Consider the following 20,297-nt stretch of genomic DNA (forward strand, 5'->3'; position numbering starts at 1 on the left):
TCGGCTGCTGATGCACGTGCGCCGTTCCACGTCGACCGCCCCGAGCCCTTCTCTGGCAACGGGTCTGGCCGCCATCCGGGAACGGCTGACGGAGGACCTCGACACGGCCGCGCGACGTGATCCCGCGTCGCGCGGCCGGGCCGAGCTGTTGCTGTGCTACCCCGGTCTGCACGCCGTCTGGGTGCACCGGCTCGCGCACCAGATGTGGCAGCGGCCGGGGCTGAAGCTGTCGGCGCGGCTGCTGTCCCAGCTCAACCGGTCCGTCACCGGGGTCGAGATCCACCCCGGTGCGCAGATCGGCCGGCGGCTGTTCATCGACCACGCCATGGGCGTGGTGATCGGTGAGACCGCCGAGATCGGCGACGACGTGATGCTCTACCACGGCGTCACGCTGGGCGGCCGGTCGATGGAGCGGATCAAGCGGCACCCCACCATCGAGGACGGCGTGACCATCGGCGCCGGCGCCCGCGTGCTCGGGCCCGTGGTGGTCGGCGCCGGCGCGCAGATCGGCGCCAACGCGGTCGTCGTCAAGGACGTGCCGCCGGGCTCGGTCGTGGTCGGCGTCCCGGGGCAGGTGCGGCAGCCGCCGTCCGACGTCCGGGTCGAGGACCCCTACGACGTCTGGGCCGACCCGGCGATCTTCATCTAGAGGCCGGGGTAGGTCAGCCCGATCTGGTCGCGGACCTGGTCCAGCGTCTCCATGATCGCCACGGTCTCGTCCAGCGGCATGGCCGGGCTCTCGGTCAGGCCCTCGCGCAGGCAGCGAGCGACCTCGGCCGCCTCGAAGCGCAGCCCCTTGTGCTCGTCCGGGGCCGGCTCCTCGGTCCACACCTCCGGCTCACCGACCCGCGGGCGGAAGACGAACGACGTCGGCGCGTACCAGGTCGTGTCGATCTCGATCCGGCCCTCGGTCCCCACGATCGCGGCCTGGCAGGGCCCGGCGGCGCGCATCGTGGTCGACAGGACCGCGTGCGCCCCGCTCGCGTACTCGAAGATCATCGAGGTCTGCGCGTCCACGCCGGTCGGGCCGAAGTCGGCGCGCGCGGTGACCTGGGACGGCGTGCCCAGCAGCATGGAGGCGAACGAGACCGGGTAGACGCCCAGGTCGAGCAGCGCGCCACCGCCGAGCTCGGGGGAGAACAGCCGGTGCTCCGGGTCGAAGGCGAACCACTGGTCGTGGTCGGCGGTCACCGTGGTGATCTCGCCGAGCGCGCCGGCGGCCACGAGCTCGCGGATCCGCAGGACGTGCGGGAGGAAGCGCGTCCACATGGCCTCCATGCAGAACACCCCGCGCGCCCGGGCCGCGTCGACGATCTCGCGCGCCTGGGCGGCGTTCATCGTGAACGGCTTCTCGATGAGCACGGCCTTGCCGGCCTCGATGGCCAGCAGCGCGGCGTCCAGGTGGCCCGGGTGCGGGGTCGCCACGTACACGGCGTCGACGTCCGGGTCGGCGACGAGGTCCGCGTAGCTGCCGTGCGCCCGCGGCACGCCGTGGGCGCCCGCGAAGCGTTCGGCCGACGCCGCGCTGCGCGAGCCGACGGCCACGACCTCGACGTCCGGCAGCAGCGCGATGTCCGAGGTCATGACGGACGCGATGCCGCCGGTGCCGATCACGCCGAACCGGGTGGTCGAGCTCGAGGTCACGGGGGCTCCAGGGGCAGGATGTGGGCGACGACGTACGCCGGGTCCCCGTTCTCGTCGTCCAGGGTGCTGGCCCAGACCCTCGCCGGCACGGGTGCCCCGGTGGCGTGAAGGTACCGCTTCTCCACCTGCTGCGTCCTGGCGTGGTCATCGAGCAGCTCGATCAGGTTCGACGTGTCCGCCAGCTGGTCGTCGGGGTGGGTGAGGTCGGCCACGGTCTTGCCGATCACCTCGTCGGGCGAGTACCCGAGCATCGAGGCGAACGAGGTGTTGCTGCGCAGGATCACCCCGTCGAAGTCCGAGAGGGCCAGGCCGATCGGGGACTGGTCGAACGCCCAGCGCAGGGTCGCCTCGAGCGAGGCGAGCTGGTGCTCCGCCTCGACCTGCGGCGTGACGTCCCGGCTGGTCGACACCACCTGCAGTGGCTTGCCGGTCTCGTCGCGCACGAGCTGGGAGCGGGTGTTCAGCCAGCGATAGGAGCCGTCGCGGTGCCGGGCCCGGTGCACCCGCACCGAGGCCCGCTCGCCGACCTCGGGCTCGCGGGTCGCCATGATCTCGGGGGCCTCGTCGGGGTGCAGGTGGTCGGCGGCCGACGTCCCGATGACCTCCGACGGCGTGTACCCCAGGACGGCGAGCGCCCCCGGCGACGCGTAGAGCACCGTCGCGTCGGGGTCGGCGATGGTGACGAGCTCCTCGGAGCCGATCTGGATGGGGGCCGGTAGGCGGACGTCCAGGGCGTGCTCGAGCGGGCCGGGCGGCGGGTGCAGCTCGGCGGTCAGGTCGGACGACGCGGGTTCGGGGCGGCCGAAGAACCAGCCCTGGGCGGTGTCGCAGCCGAGCGCGACGAGCTGGCGGGCCTGCTCGCGGGTCTCGACCCCCTCGCCGCACACGGACAGGCCGAGGCTGTGGGCGGTGTCGATGAGCAACCGCACGATGACGGCGTCCCGGGCGTTCTCGTGCACCCGGGCCACGAACGAGCGGTCGATCTTCATGATGTCGATGGGCAGCCGGCGCAGCAGGCTGAGCGGGGAGTGCCCGATGCCGAAGTCGTCCAGCGCGATCCGGACGCCGAGCGAGCGCAGGGCGTGCAGCCGGGCCGCGGCCTCGTTCATGTCGCCGAGCGCGGCGGACTCGGTGATCTCGAGCACCAGTCGGCGGGGGTCCAGGCCGGACTCCTCCAGGGCCGCCGCGACCTGCCAGACGAACGTGTCGTTGGCCAGCTGCAGCGGTGAGACGTTGACCGAGACCCTGGTCTGCGGGCGGACCCCGTTGCTCCACGCCTGGGTCGCGCGGCAGGCGAGCTCGAGCACGTGGGCGCCGAGCGCGTGGATCAGGCCGCTGGACTCGGCGACCGGGATGAACGAGTCCGGCGGGACGTCGCCGAGGGTCTGGTCGCTCCACCGGGCGAGCGCCTCGACGGCCACGGGGCGGGCCGAGGGGAGGGTGACGATGGGCTGGTAGTGCAGACCGATCGCGCGCTGGCTCAGGGCGCGGCGGAGTCTCGCCTCGATCTCGGACGTCGGTTGAGCGCCCACCCTGTACCTGGCCTTCCCCTGGCGCCTCAGGACGCCGCATCCTGCACGACCACCCTCCCACGATCGGCGACGTTTCGTGGCGCTGGGTGACAAATGCCCCCGATCGGCGGAGCCGGAGCGGTGGTCTGCCAGAATTGGCGCCGCCCGGGAGGGTTCGCATAGTGGCCGAGTGCAGGCGCCTTGAAAGCGCCCGAGGGAAACCTCCGAGGGTTCGAATCCCTCACCCTCCGCAGACGTGACAGAGATTGACGTTCGTCACAGCGTCAGCGAGACGATGCCGGGTTGTCACGTATCAGCCGGTAAACTCGTCCGCTGAGGCACCCGGCCTCCCGTCTGGTGGACGACGACCGAGCTTGTGAGGGTACGTGAGGCAATCGTTCGACCGCCGGACTCTGCTGCTGGGTGCGATCGGCGCCGCTGGTGCGGCCGTGGTCGCCGCGTGCTCGCACGACAAGCCGCAGGCGGCCCCCGCGTCCCCGTCGCCCAGCGCGACCCCGACGCCGTCGCCGACCCCCTCGGACCCCCGTCCGCGCTGGCCGTTGACCGGCCGGGTCATGAAGAACCCGGCGGACGGGAAGCACACGGCTGTCGCCGTCAAGGTCCCGGACAACAAGAACGAGCACCCGCAGGTCGGCCTGGACAAGGCCGACATCGTGTTCGTGGAGCTCGACGGCTACCGCGACTCCAGCGGCTACAGCAGCACCCGGCTCGTCCCGGTCTTCCACTCCCGGTTGCCGGACGGCGTGGGCCCGGTCCGCTCGATCCGCCCGGTGGACATCGCCCTGCTGAGCCCGATCGGTGCGGTCATCGGCAACACCGGGGCGACCGGCTGGGTGCTGAACTACGTCAAGCACTTCGCGAGGTTCATCGACGGCTCGCGCTCGTACATGGCGACCAAGGGGACGGGCTCGTACTCGATCGACCCGAACCGGGTGCGCACGTACCAGGGCGTCACGTATTACGACCGCGCCGTCGTCTGCCACCCGAAGCAGCTGGCGAAGCAGACCAAGAAGTTCCGTGGTGGACCGCCGCACCTGTACCTGCCGTTCGCCACCGCGGTCGACGAGGTGAGCACGGACAAGGGCAAGCCAGCGCGGACGATCCACGTGCCGTGGAAGCAGGGCCACACCTACGACATGGGCTACACGTACGACAAGAAGTCCGGCACGTACCTGCGCAGCATGCCGTGGGGGCCGCACGTGCTGGCCGACGGGACCCGCGTCGCGCCGGACAACGTCCTGGTGATCCGGGCCAAGCAGCACTACGCGAAGATCTTCCACGGCAGCGGGCACGACGAGCCGATCCACGACATCGTCAACGCCAAGGGCACGTTCGCCTACTTCCACGGCGGCAAGTACGTCGCCGGCACGTGGAAGAAGGGTCCCGTGAACGGGCTGTTCAGCTTCACGCTCAGCGACGGTACGCCGCTGAAGATGGCCCCCGGCCAGACCTACGTCGAGCTCCCGCAGAGCAACGCCAAGGTGCTGGTCAAGGCCTGACCGCGCTCAGGCGCGGACGCGGCCGACCTTGAGCAGGGCGAGGCCGATCAGGATCACCGTGACGCCGATCCCGAACACGGCCAGTGCGACGCCGAACGCCACGACCGAGGTGAACAGGCTGGCGCGCAGGAACGACGCGGTCATCACCGTCTCGCGCTTCGGGTCGTCCTGGTCGAGCTCGGCGTAGGTCTTGCCGCCGCCGATCTCGGTCGCGTGCTTCTCGATCACGTTCGCCTGGGCGTAGGCCGTCCACGGCTGGTCGACCTTCTGGCCCGCGAAGTGCGCGGCGTCCTCGGAGACCGTGATGCCCTCGTCGCCCAGGGTGGTGGAGATGACCACCCACGTACCCGCGCCGGCGACCACGAAGATCAGCCCGAGCACGATGACGATGGTCGCGAGCGCGCGGCCCGCCGGCTTCGGTCGGGCGGCGACAGGCGCCTCGGTGGCGACGGCGGGCTCGGTCGGCTGGGGGTCTGGCGTCGGATCGCTGTCGGACATCTCGGGCTCCTCTGGCAAGTCGGGCGCGGACCTCCACCATCGCAGCGCCGACCGGCCGCGACAAGATCATCCGCGATCTCAGCCCGAGGTCGTCTGCGGGGTCGGGGCGGGCCGGGCGATCAGCTCGCGGTAGTCCGAGCGGAGCAAGGGCTCGGCGGTCAAGGCGCCGCCGGGCAGCGGGACCTCGACGGGCTTGCCGTCCCGGACGATCTGCACCGAGCGAACTCCCGGCACCGTCGTCGCGGTGAGCACGATCTGACCGACCGCGAGCGGCAGCCGGTCCGCCGAGGGGTCCTTCGCCGCCGCCTGCACCTCGAGCGTCGCCAGGCCGTCGACCAGGTCGACCAGCGCGAGGTCCACCCCCGGCGTGAGCGCGGTGCTCAGCCCGGCGGCGCGCTGGCGGTCGGTGGGGCCGGCGGACAGCATCTTCAGCTGGACCGCCAGCTGCTCCCGAGGTTCCAGGGACGACGTGTCCACCGGGGTGGGGACGGCGACCAGCTGCTGGTCGGCGTCCAGCAGGTAGGTGCGCGGCTCCGCCTCGCGCACCCGCAGGTCGGGCGACGCCGTGGCCGAGCCGTTCGGGCTCGGGCTGAGCAGCCCGTACGGGACGTCGCCGGACCTGATCGCGCGCGGGTCGCCGTCCGCGGGCAGCCCGCACCCACCGAGCGCGACCAGGCACAGCGCGGCGGCGGCGATCCGTCGGCCGGTCACGACACGCCCGCCGGCTCCGCGACAGCGGCGCCCTCGGCGACGAGAGGGAGCCGCAGCACGAACCGCGCACCACCACCCGGCCGGTCGGTGCACCCCACGCCGCCGTGGAAGGCCCGCGCCGTCTCGGCCACCAGGCTCAGGCCCAGCCCGGTGCCTTGCCGGGAGCCGCGCGAACCGGCCCGCACGAACCGCTCGAAGATCCGGGTCCGCTCGGCGAGCGGCACGCCCGGTCCCTCGTCGTCCACGGTCACCAGCGCGTCGGGGCCGGACCGCTCGACCGCGACGGCCCGCAGCCCGCCGCCGTGCAGGTCGGCGTTGTCGAAGAGGTTGAACAGGGCCCGGCTCAGCTGGTTCTTGTCGACCCGGACGACGAGTGGCTCGGTCGGCAGGGTGGGAGTCGTCGCGCGGTGGCTGGCCTGCAGCGCGTGCCGGACGAGGTCGCCGAGGTCGACGTCGCTGAGCGCCTGGGTCGCCACGCCCGCGTCCAGCCGGCCGAGCTCGAGCAGGTCCTCGAGCGAGCGCTGGAACCGGTCGAGCTCGGTGGCGACGAGGTCGAGCGCCTGCTGCGAGCGGTCCGGCAGCTCGTCGCGGCGACGCTGCAGCACCGCCACGCTGGTGACGAGGGTGGTGAGCGGGGAGCGCAGCTCGTGGCTGATGTCCGCCGCGAACCGGGCGTCGCGCTGGATCCGCTCGTCGAGCGCCTCGACCATCGCGTTGAACGAGCCGACGATGGCGGCCAGGTCCGGGTCGTCCGTGCTGGGCAGCCGGGTGCTCAGCTCGCCGACGGAGATGCGGGCTGCCGCGGCGGCGACGTCGTCCAGGGGGGCGACCACCCGGCGGGCGGCGTACCGGCCGAGCAGGGCGCCCCCGATGGCGGTCAGCACGGCGAACCCGAACAGGACGAGCCGCAGGGTGCCGAGCGTGCCGCTGAGCTCGGTGGGGCTGCTGACCTCGTAGAACTCGGCGCCCACCGCGGGCAGCGGCACCCCGACGACCAGCTCGCGGCCGTTCGGTCCGGTGGCCCAGACCAGGGTCGCCCGCCCGTGCGCGACGGCCTGCTGCGCGCTGGCCGGGATCGCCCGCGCGTCCGCCTGCAGGGACGAGGAGAACCACCGGCCGCCGCGGTGCACCACGATGTCGGTGTCGGACGGCGGGGCGACGTCGCCGAGCACGTCGCTGACCTGGGCCCCGGAGGTGAGCAGGCCGTCGCGCACGAAGGACGCGTCGGCGAACGCCTGCCGGGTCGCGGTGCGCTCACGCTGGTCGACGAGGTAGTGCCGGGCCACGAAGTAGGTGCCCGCGGCCAGCACCGCCGACAGGATCAGCGCCCCACCGGTGAACGCCACCGTGACGCTCGCGCGCAGCCCCCAGGGGCGTCGCCGTCTCACGCTGGGCCTGGCTTCACGTCGCGCCCGTCATCGCGGGTCGAGTCGGTAGCCGAGGCCGCGCACGGTGACGACGAGCTCGGGTGCGCCGGCGTCGCGCTCGATCTTGGTGCGCAGTCGGCGGATGTGGACGTCGACGATGCGCTCGTCGCCGAAGAAGCCGCGGTCCCAGACCCGTTCCAGCAGCGTGCGCCGGCTCAGCACGTGACCGGGCGGCGAGGCGAGCTCGCAGAGCAGGCGGAACTCGGTGAGGGTCAGGTGCACCTGGGTCTGGCCGCGTCGCACCGCACCGGCGGCATGGTCCAGCGTCAGCCCGGTCTCGGCGTCCAGAACCATTGCGGCAGCGTGGTCCTCGGGTTGGTCCGCACCGGCTGGACCCGGCGCCTGCGCCGCCGCCTCGGCCGGGTCGGCGGCCGGCGGTCGGCGCAGCAGGGCGCGCAACCGGGCGCTGACCTCCTCGACCACGAAGGGCTTGGTGACGTAGTCGTCGGCGCCCGCCTCGAGGGCCGCGACGATGTCGTCGGTGCCGGCCCGGGCACTGAGCACGATGATCGGCGCCTGGCTCATGGGGCGGGCCCGCCGGATGAACGTGAAGCCGTCCATGCCGCCGAGCATGAGGTCCACCAGCATCAGGTCGACCCGCTCGTCGGCCACCGTGGCCAGCGCGTGCTCGGCGTCGGCGTGCTCCAGGACCTCGTAGCCCTCGTCCTCCAGGGCCAGGGCCAGGGCGCTGCGGATCCCGTCGTCGTCCTCGAGCACGAGCAACCGGGTAGCCACCGCTCCATGCTGCCAGGCGGTTCGGCCCCGGCTGCCCGTACCGGCGTGCTGGGCCTCGGTCGTCAACAAACCGCAAAGAAGCGACGCGCCCGATCGCAACGTTCGGGAGCCAGGATGAATGACATGACCCAGACGAGCGAAGCGGTGCCGGTCGGACGCCGGGACGTGGTGGTCGTCCTGGACGACGACACGACCGCGCTCGCGCTGGCCGCGCTGCCGTCCCGGCTCGGTGAGGTGCTGAGCGCGGGCGACGCGCGGCTGGTGGTCGACGTCAGCGGGCTCGGCCGGTTGTCGTCCGGCGTGGTGGCGGCGTTGCTGTGGAGCAAGCGCCGGTGCCTGGCGCGCGGCGTCCCGATGTCGGTGCGCGGCGTCCGTGGTCCGCAGCTCGCCGAGCTACGGCGGACCGGGCTGGGTGCGGCGCTGGACGTCCCGCTGCGTGGGCGGCGATGACCATGTCGACCCAGGTGTGGGCAGGCGGCCTCGGGCGGCGCGAGCGGCTGGTCCGCGACCGGGTGTGGAGCGTGGCCACGGTGGCCGCCCGCCCGGGGGCGGTGCAGGTCGAGCGGACCGAGGACGGCCTGCGGGTCGGGGTCGGCGACGAGCCAGGGTGGGGTGGGCGCAGGACGTGGGTCGTGCTGCGCCGGGACGGCAGCGTCAGCGTCGACGCGCCGTCCACCCCACCCGCTCTGCTCGTCTCCAGCACGGCCGCGCGCACCCTGCCGGCCGTGCCGGGGGTGCCGGAGCGGATCGGGATGGACCCGGGGGAGCGTCTTCTCGTACTCTCGTCCGACGCGCTCGACGTGCTCCCCGAGTCGGTCGTGTCCGTGCTGCAGTCGCTGCCGGATCGGGTGACCGGGAAGGATCCGGTCGATCTGCTTGCTGAGTTGTTCGAAGGGCTGCCGAGCGGCAGCGGTGTGATCGTGACCCGTCGACCGGCTCCGGTGCCGGTGGCGGGTTCGGACCAGGAGGAGGCGACATGGGGATCAGCGCAGCGTTCCTGAACGAGCTCAACGCCCAGCGGGCCAGCGCCGTGCACGACCTCGGTCTGGCCCAGGCGGCCGGCGACGAGGCTGCGGTCGCCGACGCGGTGGCCCGCCTGGAGGACCTCGACGAGCTGCTCTGCCGCAGCGGGAGCCACGACCTCGTGCTCGACCTGGACGCCGGCCTGACCCGCGCCGGCTGAGCTCAGTCGACCCAGAACGTGTCGTGGTGGTCCATGAACGCCGCGCGCTCCGGGTCGGCCAGCGGTGGGCGCCGGTGCTGGGCGACGTCCGCGAGCGTCTCGAAGTAGCCCTCCCGCGGCGCGCCCGGGGTGAACAGGATGAGCATGGACGCCGGCTCGCCCGAGACGTTCTTGAACCCGTGCAGGCCGCCCTGCGGGACGTACAGGAAGTCGCCGGGCGCCGTGTCCACCCAGCGTGAGCCGTCGTACACCTGAACCGTGCCGGCCAGGATGTAGAACGACTCCGTGATGGCCCGGTGGAAGTGCGGGTCGGGGCCGCTGCGCTGCGGCCCGAAGTCCCAGCGGTAGAGGCCCAGCTGGCCGCCGGTGGACTCCCCGGTGGCCAGGTAGTGGACGTCGTTGCCGGGCTGGTTGCTGAGCTCGGGTGCCGCGGTGGCGGGGCGGAACGAGGCGCTGACCTCACCGTTCTCGCCGTGGTAGACGGGCGGTGGGTACGACATGCGGTCGACGTTACGACGCGCTCAGCCGACGTGCACGTGCGGCCGGCGCTCCGGTTCGGCCACAGCCTGACGCAGGATCTCCCGGGTCACCGGCGCGACCTCGCCCTGCCCGAGCACGAGGTAGCGCAGGAAGTGCCGCACCGGGTTGCCCTCGGTCCACTCGAAGTACAGGTGCGGCCGGTGGCCCGTCCGGTCGCGGACGTCGAGGGCGAGCGCGGCCAGGGCCGGCGGCACGGCTGAGGCCTGCATCGTCAGCACCCGGTACTGCCCGGCCCGCACCTCGCCGCACACCTTCAGTCGGGTCTCGAACTCTGACGGGTCGGTGACCGTCACCTCGACGAACAGCACGTCACCGGGGCTGGGCAGATCGTGGTCGTGCATCGTCTGGCGGAGCTTCTCGCGGTACTCGTGCGCGTCCCGCTGATCGGGCTCGTTGGCCACCAGGCGCACGTTCGACCGCACGCTGTCCCGGACGAACATCTGCGCCTTGTGGTCCAGCTCGACCTCGGTGACCCGCAGGTCGAAGGCCCGGCGCACCCGCGAGACGGCGGACACGCCCACGATGCCGGCGATGAAGCAGGCGCCGATCTTCACGCCGTCCGGCCGTTCGATCACGTTCGCGATGGTCACGTAGACGAAGACCGCTGCGATGGCGGCGAAGCCCCAGGTCTTCGCGGTCTGCCGGGCCCGGCGGGCCGACAGGGTCACGGCGACCGCGGCGGAGGTGATCAGCACCAGGACGCCGGTCGCGTACGCGCCGCCCTGGGCGTCGACGTCCGCGTTGAACAGGATCGTGACGAGGAACGCGATGGCGGTCAGCACCAGCACGAGCGGGCGGACGGCGCGGGCCCAGTCGGGCGCCATGCCGTATCGCGGCAGGTACCGGGGCACGAGGTTCAGCAGCCCGGCCATCGCGGACGCGCCGGCGAACCACAGGATCGCGATGGTGGAGATGTCGTAGACCGTGCCGAAGCCGTTGCCCAGGTAGGTGTGCGCGAGGTGGGCCAGGGCGCGACCGTTGGCGGCGCCGCCGGGCTGGAACTCGCGCGCCGGGATCAGCAGGGTGGTCACGAAGCTGCTGAAGATGAGGAAGATGCTCATGATGACGGCGGCGCTGGTGAGCAGGCGGCGGGCACCGCGGATCCGCCCGGTGGGCCGCTGCTCGGTGTCGTCCGCGTCGCCCTCGATGTGCGGCATGACCGCCACGCCGGTCTCGAAGCCGGACAGGCCCAGCGCGAGCTTGGGGAAGACCAGCAGGGCGACGGCGATGATCATGAACGGGCTGCCGTGCGAGTCGGTGACCGCGGTGGTCCAGTGCGTCACCACGATCGGCTCGGTGACGATGTGCCACATGCTGTCGGCGATCACCACCACGTTCAGCGCCAGGTAGACGCCGACCAGGACGACCGCGATGCCGACGGCCTCGGTGAAGCCCTTGAGGAACACGGCGCCCAGGGCGGCCAGCAGCACCAGCGTCACGATCACCTCGTGGCCGTGGAAGGCGCTGGGCCAGAACGGGTTCTCGTCGATGTGCGCGGTCGCGTCGGCCGCGGACAGGGTCATGGTGATCAGGAAGTCGGTCGCCGCGAAGCCGAGCAGCACCAGGACGAACAGCTTGCCCTTCCAGAACGACAGCAGCCGCTCCAGCATGGCGATCGAGCCCTCGCCGCGCGGGCTCTCGGCGGCCACCCGGCGGTAGACCGGGAGCGCACCGAACAGGGTGACGAGCACGAGCACCACGGTGGCGAGGGGCGACAGGACACCGGCTGCGAGCGCGGCGATGCCTGGCTGGTAGCCGAGGGTCGAGAAGTAGTCGACGCCGGTCAGGCACATGACGCGCCACCACGGGTCGCGGTGCGCCTCGCGGGTGCTCGGGTGGGCGTGCGGGCCGGGATGGCGGGCCGCGGGTTCGCTCATCCCGCGCAGCAACCAGCCACGCACCTCCGTCCGGGTGGACGTCGACACCGAACCTCCTCGCGCACCGCCCGGCGTCATTCGCCGGGCCTCCAACCATCGTCCGGCCGGGTGCGCGGTGCATCCGCAAGGAAGTCGTTAGGGTTCCCCCCCAACCCCGCCGTGATCATGCACGTTCGCCCCGGTCGGCGACGCGCGCCCGGGCGAACGTGCATGATCACCGCGGGGTTGGGGTGGGGGTCAGGGGGAGGGTTGTGGCTCGAACCGGTAGCCCAGCCCGGGTTCGTTGAGCAGGTACCGCGGTCGCGCCGGGTCCGGCTCGAGCTTGCGCCGCAGCTGGGCCATGTAGACCCGCAGGTTGCCGTCGGCGTTCTCGTAGCCCGGGCCCCAGACCTCGGCGAGCAGCTGGCGGCGGGTCAGCAGCTTGCCGGGGTGGCGCAGCAGCACCTCGAGCAGGTGCCACTCGGTCGGGGTGAGCCGGACGTCGCGTGCCTGCCCCTCGTCGTCCGCGGTCACCCGGTGGGCGGGCAGGTCGACGGTGGTGCTGCCCAACCGGACGACCGGGAGCGCGTCACTGGGCGTCGAGCGCCGGGTGACGGCCCGCAGCCGGGCCAGCAGCTCGTCCACCGAGAAGGGCTTGGTCACGTAGTCGTCGGCGCCGGCGTCCAGCGCCTCGACCTTGTCGATGCTGTCGCTGCGGCCGGACAGGATCACGATGGGCGCGGCGGTCCAGCCCCGCAGCCCGCGCACGACCTCGACGCCGTCCAGGTCCGGCAGGCCGAGGTCGAGCACCACCAGGTCCGGGTTGTGCCGCCCGGCCAGCGCGAGTGCGTCGGCGCCGGTCGCCGCGGTGAGCACCGTGTAGTGCCGGGCCCGCAGGTTGATCGCCAGCGCGCGCAGGATCTGCGGCTCGTCGTCCACGACCAGGACGGTGGTCACGAGACCCCCTGCGCCGCAGCGGGATCGGCGCGTTCGCGGCGTCCCGGCTCGGCGTCGTGCGGGTCGTCCCGCGCCACGGGCAGGGCGATGACCATCGTCAGCCCGCCACCCGGTGTCTCCTCCGGCGTGAGCGTGCCGCCCATGGCCTCGGCGAGCCCGCGGGACAGCGCCAGCCCGAGGCCGACGCCGGTGGTGTTGTCGGTGTCGCCGAGCCGCTGGAACGGCACGAACACCGTGTCGAGCTTGTCGGCGGGGATGCCCGGCCCGCGGTCGACGACGCGCAGCTCGACCCGTTCGCCGAGGCTGCTGCCCGTGATCCGCACGGGGACGTCGGAGTCGTTGTACCGCAGCGCGTTCTGCACCACGTTGGCCACGACGCGCTCGAGCAGCCCGGGGTCGGCGTCCGCCTCCGGCAGGTCGTCCGGGACGTCGACGAGGACGCGCGCGCCGTCCGGTCCGAGGTCGTCGAGGGCGAGCGGCACCACCTCGTCAAGCGCCACCGCCCTCCGCTGGACCGTCATCGCCCCAGCGGTCAGCCGGCTCATGTCGAGCAGGTTGTCCACCAACCGGGCGAGCCGGTCCAGCGACTCGTCGGCGGTGAGCAGGAGCTCGTCGCGGTCGTCTGCGGACCACGCGACGTCGGTGCTGCGCAGGCTGGTCACGGACGCCTTGGCCGAGGCCAGCGGGGTGCGCAGGTCGTGCCCGACGGCGGCGAGCAGCGCGGTGCGCATGCGGTCGGTGGCCGCCAGGGGCGCTGCCGCCGCGGCCTGCTCGGCCAGCCGCGATCGCTCCAGCAAGGCCCCGGCCTGCGCGGCGAACGCGCCGACCACGCGCTGGTCCTCGGCGCGCAGCGGGCGACCCCGCACCACCAGGACCAATTGCTCGCCGGCCGGGAACTCGGCGTCGGCCTGCTGCGGGCTCGGGCAGGCGTCCGCGCCTGCGGTGGCCGTGGCGGTCGCCACCACGGTGAACGTACCGCGGTCCGCCGGGCCGGAGCGCTCGAGCAGCGTCACGTCGTCCAGGCTGAAGGCCTCGCGCACCCGCTCCAGCAGGCCCGCGAGCCCCGTCTCGCCGCGCAGCACGCTGCCGGCCAGGGTGCCGAGCGTCTGGGACTCCGCCGAGGCGCGCGCCGCCTGCCGGGTGCGCCGCGCGGCCAGGTCGACCACCGAGCTGACGGACGCGGCCACGACCAGGAAGACCGTCAGGGCCAGCGCGTTGTTGGTCTCGCTGATGTTGAAGGTGTGCAGCGGCGGCGTGAAGTAGTAGTTCAGCAGCATCGAGCAGCTGACCGCCGCGAGCAGTGCCGGCAGCAGCCCGCCGACCAGCGCGACGCCGACGACGACGAGCAGGTACAGCAGGACGTCGCTGATCAGGTTCAGCTGCGGGGGCGCTGGGACCAGCGCGAGCGTGAGCAGCGGCGGCGCCAGCACCGCCAGCAGGACGCCGTACACCCGACGTCGCACCGTGAGTGCGCCGCCGAGCTGGGGGAGCGCGCGACCGCGACCGGCCTGGGCGTGGGTGACGAGGTGGACGTCGATGTCCCCCGAGCCGCGGATCGTGGCCGACCCGATCCCCGGCCCGCCGAGCAGCGCACCCCACCGCGAGCGCCGGCTGGCGCCGAGCACGAGCTGGGTGGCGTTCTCGGCCCGGGCGAACTCCAGCAGCGCGCGCGGGACGTCGTCCCCCACGACCTGGTGGTACGAGCCGCCGAGGGTCTCGACGAGCTGGCGCTGGGTGGCCAGGTCGGCCGGGCTCGCGCCGGTCAGCCCGTCCGAGCGGGCCACGTGCACGGCCAGCACGTCCCCGCCGGCGGACCGCGCCGCGATCCGCGCCGCGCGGCGGATCAGCGTCTCGCCCTCGGCGCCGCCGGTCAGCGCGACGACCACCCGCTCGCGGGTCTCCCAGGTGCCCTGGATTCCGTGCGCGGCGCGGTAGTCCTGCATCGACTCGTCGACCTTGTCGGCCACCCAGAGCAGGGCCAGCTCGCGCAGCGCGGTGAGGTTGCCGACCCGGAAGTAGTTGCCCAGCGCGGCGTCCACCTTGTCGGCGGTGTAGACGTTGCCGTGCGCCATGCGGCGGCGCAGCGCCTCGGGGGCCATGTCGACGAGCTCGACCTGGTCGGCCGCCCGGACCACCGCGTCGGGCAGCCGCTCCTGCTGGCGCGCGCCGGTGATCTTCTCGACGACGTCGTTGACGGACTCCAGGTGCTGGACGTTGACGGTGGCGACCACGTCGATGCCCGCAGCCAGCAGCTCCTCGACGTCCTGCCAGCGCTTGGCGTTCCGTGAACCCGGCACGTTGGTGTGGGCGAGCTCGTCGACCAGCGCGACCCGCGGGCGGCGGGCCAGCACGGCGTCGACGTCCATCTCGGTGAAGGTCCCGCCGCGGTGGGTCAGCTCGCGCCGGGGCACCACCTCGAGCCCCTCGACGAGGTCCGCGGTGTGCTGGCGGCCGTGCGTCTCGACCAGCCCGACGACGACGTCGGTGCCGCGCTCGACCCGTCGGTGGCCCTCGTCGAGCATGGCGAAGGTCTTGCCCACCCCGGGGGCGGCCCCGAGGTAGACGCGCAGCGTGCCGCGGCCCACGCGACCACCTCCCATCGGACTCAGTCTGCCGCGTCGGTGGCGCGGTCGAGCGCCAGGTTCAGCTCGAGCACGTTCACCCGCGGCTCGCCGAGGAACCCGATCACCCGACCCTGGGTGTGCTGGGCGACCAGCCGCCGCACGGTCGCGACGTCCAGGCCGCGCTCGCGGGCCACCCGCGCGACCTGGATCCGGGCGTACGCCGGGCTGATGTGCGGGTCCAGACCCGAGCCGCTGGCCAGCAGCGCGTCCGGCGGGACGTCGCGCGGGGCGACGGCGTCGGACGCGGCCACCGCGGCCCGCCGCTGGGTGATCGCGGTGACCAGGTCCGCGTTCTCCGGTCCGAGGTTCGACGCGGACGACGCGAGCGCGTCGTAGCCGTCCTGGCCCGCCGCCGACGGCCGGCTCTGGAAGTAGCCGTCGTGGTCGGTGAACGACTGGCCGATCAGGCTCGAGCCGACGGTGCGGCCGCCGTGGCTCACCAGTGAGCCGTCGGCGTTGTGCCGCAACGTGATCTGGGCGATTGCGGTCATCCCCAGCGGGTAGGCCAGGCCGAGAATCACGGTCAGCACCACGAGGGTGCGGACGGCGGCGGCGTACTGGCGGAGGGCAGGTGCGGTGCGGGCAGACATGGGGTTCCTTGGTCAGCCGATGCCGGGGATCTGGGACACCAGCAGGTCGATGAGCTTGATGCCGACGAACGGGGCGACGATGCCGCCGAGGCCGTAGACGGCGAGGTTGCGGCGCAGCATGTCCGCCGCGGACGACGGCCGGTACCGGACGCCGCGCAGGGCCAGCGGGATGAGGGCGACGATCACGAGGGCGTTGAACACGACCGCGGACAGGATGGCCGAGCGCGGGGTGGCCAGGCCCATCACGTTGAGCGTGCCCAGGCCGCCGTACACCCCGGCGAACATCGCGGGGATGATCGCGAAGTACTTGGCGATGTCGTTGGCGATGGAGAACGTCGTCAGCGACCCGCGGGTGATCAGCAGCTGCTTGCCGATCTCGACGATCTCGATGAGCTTGGTGGGGTTGGAGTCCAGGTCCACCATGTTGCCGGCCTCCTTGGCGGCGGAGGTGCCGGAGTTCATCGCGACGCCGACGTCCGCCTGGGCCAGCGCGGGCGCGTCGTTGGTGCCGTCACCGGTCATCGCGACGAGCCGGCCGCCCTCCTGCTCGCGCTTGATCAGCGCCATCTTGTCCTCGGGCGTGGCCTCGGCGAGGAAGTCGTCGACGCCGGCTTCGTCCGCGATCGCCTTGGCGGTCAACGGGTTGTCGCCGGTGATCATCACCGTGCGGATGCCCATCCGGCGCATCTCCTCGAAGCGCTCGCGCATGCCGGGCTTGACGACGTCCTTGAGGGTGATGACGCCGAGCGCGCGGGCGGCGCCGCCCGCCGTCACGTCCGCCACCACCAGCGGGGTGCCGCCGGCGGTGGCCACCGCGTCGACGGCCACTGCGACGTCCGGGCCGACCTGACCGTGGTTCTCCCGCACCCAGGCCAGCACCGCGCCGGCCGCTCCCTTGCGGACCTGCCGCCCGCCGTCCAGGTCGACGCCGCTCATCCGCGTCTGCGCGGTGAACGGCACGAAGTGCGCCGACGTCAGCTCCCCCGCGGCGCGCTCACGCAGTCCGTAGGCGGTCTTGGCGAGCACCACGATCGACCGGCCCTCGGGTGTCTCGTCCGCCAGGCTGGACAGCTGCGCGGCGTCGGCCAGCTCGGCCGCGCTGACCCCGGCCGCCGGCAGCAGCTCGCTCGCCTGCCGGTTGCCGAGGGTGATCGTGCCGGTCTTGTCCAGCAGCAGGGTGTTGACGTCGCCGGCCGCCTCCACGGCGCGGCCCGACATGGCGAGCACGTTGTGCTGCACCAGCCGGTCCATGCCCGCAATGCCGATGGCGGACAGCAGGGCACCGATCGTGGTCGGGATCAGGCAGACGAGCAGGGCCACCAGGACGATCAGGGACTGCTCGGCGCCGCTGTAGACCGCGAACGGCTGCAGCGTGACGGTGGCCATCAGGAAGACCACGGTCAGGCTGGCCAGCAGGACGTTCAGGGCGATCTCGTTGGGCGTCTTCTGCCGCGCCGCGCCCTCCACCAGCGCGATCATCCGGTCGATGAAGCTCTCGCCGGGCCTGGCGGTGATCCGGACGACGATCCGGTCCGACAGCACCCGGGTGCCGCCGGTGACCGAGCTGCGGTCGCCGCCGGACTCGCGGATCACCGGGGCGGACTCGCCGGTGATCGCCGACTCGTCCACGCTGGCCACGCCCTCGATGACGTCGCCGTCCCCGGGGACCAGCTCGCCGGCGTCCACCACGACGACGTCGCCGAGCCGGAGCTCCGCCGCCGGGACGACGTCCTCAGCCGCGCCGTCCGCACCCAGCCGACGCGCCGTGGTCTGCGCCTGGGCGTTGCGCAGGGTCGCGGCCTGCGCCTTGCCACGGCCCTCGGCCACCGCCTCGGCGAGGTTGGCGAACAGCACGGTCGCCCACAGCCAGCCGACGACGGACCAGGCGAACACGTCCGGGTCGGTCACCGCCAGCGCGGTCGCCAGCACGGCGCCGACCTCGACGACGAACATCACCGGGTTGCGCACCATCGTGCGCGGGTCGAGCTTGCGGGCGGCATCGGGCAGTGCCGCGAGCAGCGTGCGGGCGGTGGTCAACGCAGTCCCTCCGCGAGAGGTCCCAGCGCGAGCGCGGGGAAGAAAGTGAGACCGGCGACGACGATGACGACGCCGGCGAGCATGGTGACGAACAGGGGACGGTGGGTCGGCAGGGTGCCGGCCGTCTCCGGGACCGGGTGCTGGGCGGCCAGCGAACCGGCCAGCGCGAGGACGAGCAGCATCGGCAGGAAGCGGACGACGAGCATGACCACCCCGAGCGCGACGTTGTAGAACGGCGTGTTCGCGCCCAGCCCGGCGAACGCCGAGCCGTTGTTGTTCCCCGCCGACAGGAACGCGTAGAGCACCTCGGACAGCCCGTGTGGGCCCGGGTTGAGGATCGAGTCCCGCCCCGCGGGCAACGCCATCGCGAGCCCGGCGCCGGCCAGCACGACCACCGGCATCACCAGGATGTACAGCGACACCAGCTTGATCTCGCGCGCGGTGATCTTCTTGCGCAGGTACTCCGGGGTGCGGCCCACCATCAGCCCGGCGACGAACACCGTGACGATCGCGAGGACGAGCATCCCGTAGAGCCCGGAACCCGTGCCGCCGGGCGAGACCTCTCCCAGCCCCATGCCGACCATCGCCAGCCCGCCGCCCAGCGCGGTGAAGCTGGAGTGGAACGAGTTCACCGCGCCCGTCGACGTCCCGGTCGTCGACGTCGCGAACAGCGCGGACGCGGCCTCGCCGAAGCGGGTCTCCTTGCCCTCCATCGACGCGCCGGCCAGCCGCAGCGCCGTGCCCGGGTGCGCGGCCTCCAGCGCCCACATCGCGGTGAGCACCAGTCCCCACAGGGCGGTCATCGCGGACAGCACCGCGTAGCCCTGCCGCCGGTCGTCCAGCATCCGGCCGAGCGTGTACGTCAGGCAGACCGGGATCAGCAGCAGCAGGAAGATCTCAAGCAGGTTGCTGAGCGCGTTGGGGTTCTCGAAGGGGTGCGCCGAGTTGGCGTTGAAGAAGCCACCGCCGTTGGTGCCGAGCTCCTTGATCGCCTCCTGCGACGCGACCGGCCCGCCCGGGAGGGTCTGGGTCGCGCCGCCCAGGGTGCGGGCCGCCGTCCCGCTCGACAGGTTCTGCACCGCGCCGAGCCCGATCAGCGCGAGCGCGGACAGCACGGACAGCGGCAGCAGGATGCGCAGGCAACCGCGCACCAGGTCGACCCAGAAGTTGCCGAGCCGGTCGGTGCGCGAGCGCACGAAGCCGCGGATCAACGCCACGGCGACGGCCATGCCGACCGCGGCGGACACGAAGTTCTGGACGGCGAGCCCGCCCATCTGGGTCAGGTGCCCCATCGCGGACTCACCCGAGTAGGACTGCCAGTTCGTGTTGGTCACGAACGAGGCCGCGGTGTTGAACGCCTGCTCCGGCGGGATACCGGGGAAGCCCAGGCTGAGCGGCAGGTGCGGCTGGAGGCGTTGCAGCGCATAGAGTCCGACGACGGAGACGGCCGAGAAGGCCAGCAGCGAGCGTGCGTACACGGGCCACCGCTGGTCGGCGGCGGAGTCGACGCCCATCACGCGGTAGAGCCCGCGTTCGACCCGCAGGTCGCGCTCGCTCGTGTAGACCCGGGCCATGTAGGCGCCGAGCGGTCGGTAGCAGACGGCGAGGGCCGCCAGCAGCAGTCCGAGCTGCAGCAGCCCGGCGGTGAGGTCGTTCATGGTCAGAAGCGCTCCGGGAAGATCAGGGCGGCCAGCAGGTAGCCGACCAGCAGCACGGCCGCGGCGAGGCCGACGGCGTTCTCGACGCTCACAGCCGCTCGACCCCCTTGAGGGCCAGCGCGCTGAGCGCGAAGAAGGTCACGACGACGAGAAGCATCAGCAGATCGGTCACGGCGTCAGTCTCGGCACCGGATCGGCCCGGTCGCGCCGTCCTCACGGGTTCCTAACGGGTGCGCCGGTGTTCCATGCGCCGTCCATGCACGGGGTTCGGCGGCCGCGGTGTTGGGACGGCGTGAGGATCCGGTGCTGCGGTGTCAGGAAGGCGCAAGGGCCGGGGTCGATCGGGCTGCGGCGGGCGCACGATCAGGGCATGACCTGGACCGAGCTTCGACGAGGGTGGGACGGTGCGGCACCCGCGGTGCTGCTGGCGGCCGGGCTGCTCCTCGCGCCCGCGCTGCACGGTCAGGGCATCGGCGTCGCGACCGGTGTGGTCGGTGCCCTGTCGCTCGCCTGCTGCGTCGGTGTGCGGCTGCCCACGGCGGTGCTGGTCGCCGTCCTCGGCTGGCTGCTGGTCACCGGCTTCGACGGGCACCGCTGGGGTCAGCTCACCCCGGTGACCGGAACCGACGTCGTCCGGCTGCTCGCGCTCACCGGGGGCTCGGTCGGCGCCGCCCTCGCGTCACGGCTGGTGCGACGTCACCGGGGGACCGCGTCCTGGACCAGCGCGACGGTCGACGTCGACCGGGCGCCGAGGCGGGCGATCAACCACGGTGCGACATCGGTCCGGTAGTCGTAGACGGAGGCCA

The 20,297-nt window shown here is 72.8% G+C and carries 21 protein-coding genes and 1 tRNA gene; 7 read left to right on the forward strand and 15 right to left on the reverse strand.

Annotated elements, in window-relative coordinates; all coding sequences use genetic code 11:
• Positions 1 to 10: 10 nt before the first annotated feature.
• Entirely contained in the window at positions 11 to 649 is a 639-nt protein-coding gene (gene epsC / locus ABEB17_RS08025; RefSeq protein ID WP_378227013.1) for a serine O-acetyltransferase EpsC, read from the forward strand.
• Here epsC and ABEB17_RS08030 read toward each other — a convergent pair.
• Both ABEB17_RS08030 and ABEB17_RS08035 read right to left on the reverse strand, forming a co-directional pair.
• Positions 646 to 1,644: a Gfo/Idh/MocA family protein gene (locus ABEB17_RS08030; protein ID WP_345716160.1), complete on the reverse strand. Its 999-nt coding sequence runs from the start codon at positions 1,642 to 1,644 to the stop codon at positions 646 to 648. The genes epsC and ABEB17_RS08030 overlap by 4 nt on opposite strands.
• Entirely contained in the window at positions 1,641 to 3,176 is a 1,536-nt protein-coding gene (locus ABEB17_RS08035) for an EAL domain-containing protein (protein WP_345716161.1), read from the reverse strand. Before ABEB17_RS08035 ends, ABEB17_RS08030 begins: the two co-directional genes overlap by 4 nt.
• A 147-nt stretch (positions 3,177 to 3,323) precedes the next feature.
• On the opposite strand from ABEB17_RS08035, the gene ABEB17_RS08040 reads away from it, so the two are divergent.
• Both ABEB17_RS08040 and ABEB17_RS08045 read left to right on the forward strand, forming a co-directional pair.
• Positions 3,324 to 3,406: transfer RNA gene (locus ABEB17_RS08040), tRNA-Ser, on the forward strand.
• A gap of 135 nt (positions 3,407 to 3,541) precedes the next feature.
• Positions 3,542 to 4,675: a DUF3048 domain-containing protein gene (locus ABEB17_RS08045; RefSeq protein ID WP_345716162.1), complete on the forward strand. Its 1,134-nt coding sequence runs from the start codon at positions 3,542 to 3,544 to the stop codon at positions 4,673 to 4,675.
• A 6-nt stretch (positions 4,676 to 4,681) separates the two neighbouring features.
• Here the strand turns inward: ABEB17_RS08045 and ABEB17_RS08050 are convergent, their stop codons facing one another.
• The 4 genes from ABEB17_RS08050 to ABEB17_RS08065 form a co-directional block, all read right to left on the reverse strand.
• A complete protein-coding gene (locus tag ABEB17_RS08050; RefSeq protein WP_345716163.1) occupies positions 4,682 to 5,173 on the reverse strand; it encodes an aromatic ring-opening dioxygenase LigA in 492 nt (163 codons plus the stop codon).
• 78 nt (positions 5,174 to 5,251) lie between these two features.
• On the reverse strand, positions 5,252 to 5,884 hold the full coding sequence (locus tag ABEB17_RS08055) for a GerMN domain-containing protein (protein ID WP_345716164.1): 633 nt from the start codon (positions 5,882 to 5,884) through the stop codon (positions 5,252 to 5,254).
• The gene (locus ABEB17_RS08060) at positions 5,881 to 7,272 is read right to left on the reverse strand and encodes a HAMP domain-containing sensor histidine kinase (protein WP_345716165.1); all 1,392 of its coding nucleotides are present in this window, start codon (positions 7,270 to 7,272) and stop codon (positions 5,881 to 5,883) included. Before ABEB17_RS08060 ends, ABEB17_RS08055 begins: the two co-directional genes overlap by 4 nt.
• A 27-nt stretch (positions 7,273 to 7,299) precedes the next feature.
• Positions 7,300 to 8,046 (reverse strand): winged helix-turn-helix domain-containing protein, encoded by a 747-nt coding sequence (locus tag ABEB17_RS08065; protein ID WP_345716166.1) that lies wholly within the window; start codon positions 8,044 to 8,046, stop codon positions 7,300 to 7,302.
• A 123-nt stretch (positions 8,047 to 8,169) separates the two neighbouring features.
• On the opposite strand from ABEB17_RS08065, the gene ABEB17_RS08070 reads away from it, so the two are divergent.
• The 3 genes from ABEB17_RS08070 to ABEB17_RS08080 are packed head-to-tail and all read left to right on the forward strand — an operon-like array spanning position 8,170 to position 9,229.
• A complete protein-coding gene (locus ABEB17_RS08070; protein WP_345716167.1) occupies positions 8,170 to 8,496 on the forward strand; it encodes an STAS domain-containing protein in 327 nt (108 codons plus the stop codon).
• Positions 8,493 to 9,047 carry a hypothetical protein gene (locus ABEB17_RS08075; RefSeq protein ID WP_345716168.1) on the forward strand — a complete coding sequence of 185 codons (555 nt, stop codon included), beginning with the start codon at positions 8,493 to 8,495 and terminating at the stop codon, positions 9,045 to 9,047. The genes ABEB17_RS08070 and ABEB17_RS08075 overlap by 4 nt, the downstream gene beginning before the upstream one ends.
• On the forward strand, positions 9,023 to 9,229 hold the full coding sequence (locus tag ABEB17_RS08080) for a hypothetical protein (protein WP_345716169.1): 207 nt from the start codon (positions 9,023 to 9,025) through the stop codon (positions 9,227 to 9,229). Before ABEB17_RS08075 ends, ABEB17_RS08080 begins: the two co-directional genes overlap by 25 nt.
• A 2-nt stretch (positions 9,230 to 9,231) precedes the next feature.
• On the opposite strand, the gene ABEB17_RS08085 is transcribed toward ABEB17_RS08080, so the two are convergent.
• From ABEB17_RS08085 to ABEB17_RS08125, 9 genes are all read right to left on the reverse strand, one after another.
• On the reverse strand, positions 9,232 to 9,729 hold the full coding sequence (locus ABEB17_RS08085; RefSeq protein ID WP_345716170.1) for a cupin domain-containing protein: 498 nt from the start codon (positions 9,727 to 9,729) through the stop codon (positions 9,232 to 9,234).
• 21 nt (positions 9,730 to 9,750) lie between these two features.
• Positions 9,751 to 11,724, reverse strand: coding sequence for an APC family permease (locus ABEB17_RS08090; protein ID WP_345716383.1), 1,974 nt, complete (start codon positions 11,722 to 11,724; stop codon positions 9,751 to 9,753).
• A gap of 159 nt (positions 11,725 to 11,883) precedes the next feature.
• The gene (locus ABEB17_RS08095) at positions 11,884 to 12,582 is read right to left on the reverse strand and encodes a response regulator (protein WP_345716171.1); all 699 of its coding nucleotides are present in this window, start codon (positions 12,580 to 12,582) and stop codon (positions 11,884 to 11,886) included.
• Positions 12,579 to 15,182: a sensor histidine kinase gene (locus ABEB17_RS08100; RefSeq protein ID WP_345716172.1), complete on the reverse strand. Its 2,604-nt coding sequence runs from the start codon at positions 15,180 to 15,182 to the stop codon at positions 12,579 to 12,581. The genes ABEB17_RS08095 and ABEB17_RS08100 overlap by 4 nt, the downstream gene beginning before the upstream one ends.
• A 5-nt stretch (positions 15,183 to 15,187) precedes the next feature.
• On the reverse strand, positions 15,188 to 15,796 hold the full coding sequence (gene kdpC, locus ABEB17_RS08105; protein WP_345716173.1) for a potassium-transporting ATPase subunit KdpC: 609 nt from the start codon (positions 15,794 to 15,796) through the stop codon (positions 15,188 to 15,190).
• A 12-nt stretch (positions 15,797 to 15,808) separates the two neighbouring features.
• The gene (gene kdpB / locus ABEB17_RS08110; protein ID WP_345716174.1) at positions 15,809 to 17,833 is read right to left on the reverse strand and encodes a potassium-transporting ATPase subunit KdpB; all 2,025 of its coding nucleotides are present in this window, start codon (positions 17,831 to 17,833) and stop codon (positions 15,809 to 15,811) included.
• A complete protein-coding gene (gene kdpA, locus ABEB17_RS08115; RefSeq protein ID WP_345716175.1) occupies positions 17,830 to 19,491 on the reverse strand; it encodes a potassium-transporting ATPase subunit KdpA in 1,662 nt (553 codons plus the stop codon). Before kdpA ends, kdpB begins: the two co-directional genes overlap by 4 nt.
• Before the next feature lie 2 nt (positions 19,492 to 19,493).
• Positions 19,494 to 19,583, reverse strand: coding sequence for a K(+)-transporting ATPase subunit F (kdpF, locus tag ABEB17_RS08120; protein WP_345716176.1), 90 nt, complete (start codon positions 19,581 to 19,583; stop codon positions 19,494 to 19,496).
• Entirely contained in the window at positions 19,580 to 19,708 is a 129-nt protein-coding gene (locus ABEB17_RS08125; protein WP_345716177.1) for a hypothetical protein, read from the reverse strand. The genes kdpF and ABEB17_RS08125 overlap by 4 nt, the downstream gene beginning before the upstream one ends.
• 153 nt (positions 19,709 to 19,861) lie before the next feature.
• Between ABEB17_RS08125 and ABEB17_RS08130 the strand changes: the two genes are divergently transcribed.
• Positions 19,862 to 20,281: a hypothetical protein gene (locus ABEB17_RS08130; RefSeq protein WP_345716178.1), complete on the forward strand. Its 420-nt coding sequence runs from the start codon at positions 19,862 to 19,864 to the stop codon at positions 20,279 to 20,281.
• The last annotated feature ends 16 nt before the right edge of the window (positions 20,282 to 20,297 follow it).

It is taken from the genome of Angustibacter luteus (assembly GCF_039541115.1).
In the GTDB taxonomy this organism is placed as follows: Bacteria; Actinomycetota; Actinomycetes; order Actinomycetales; family Angustibacteraceae; genus Angustibacter; species Angustibacter luteus.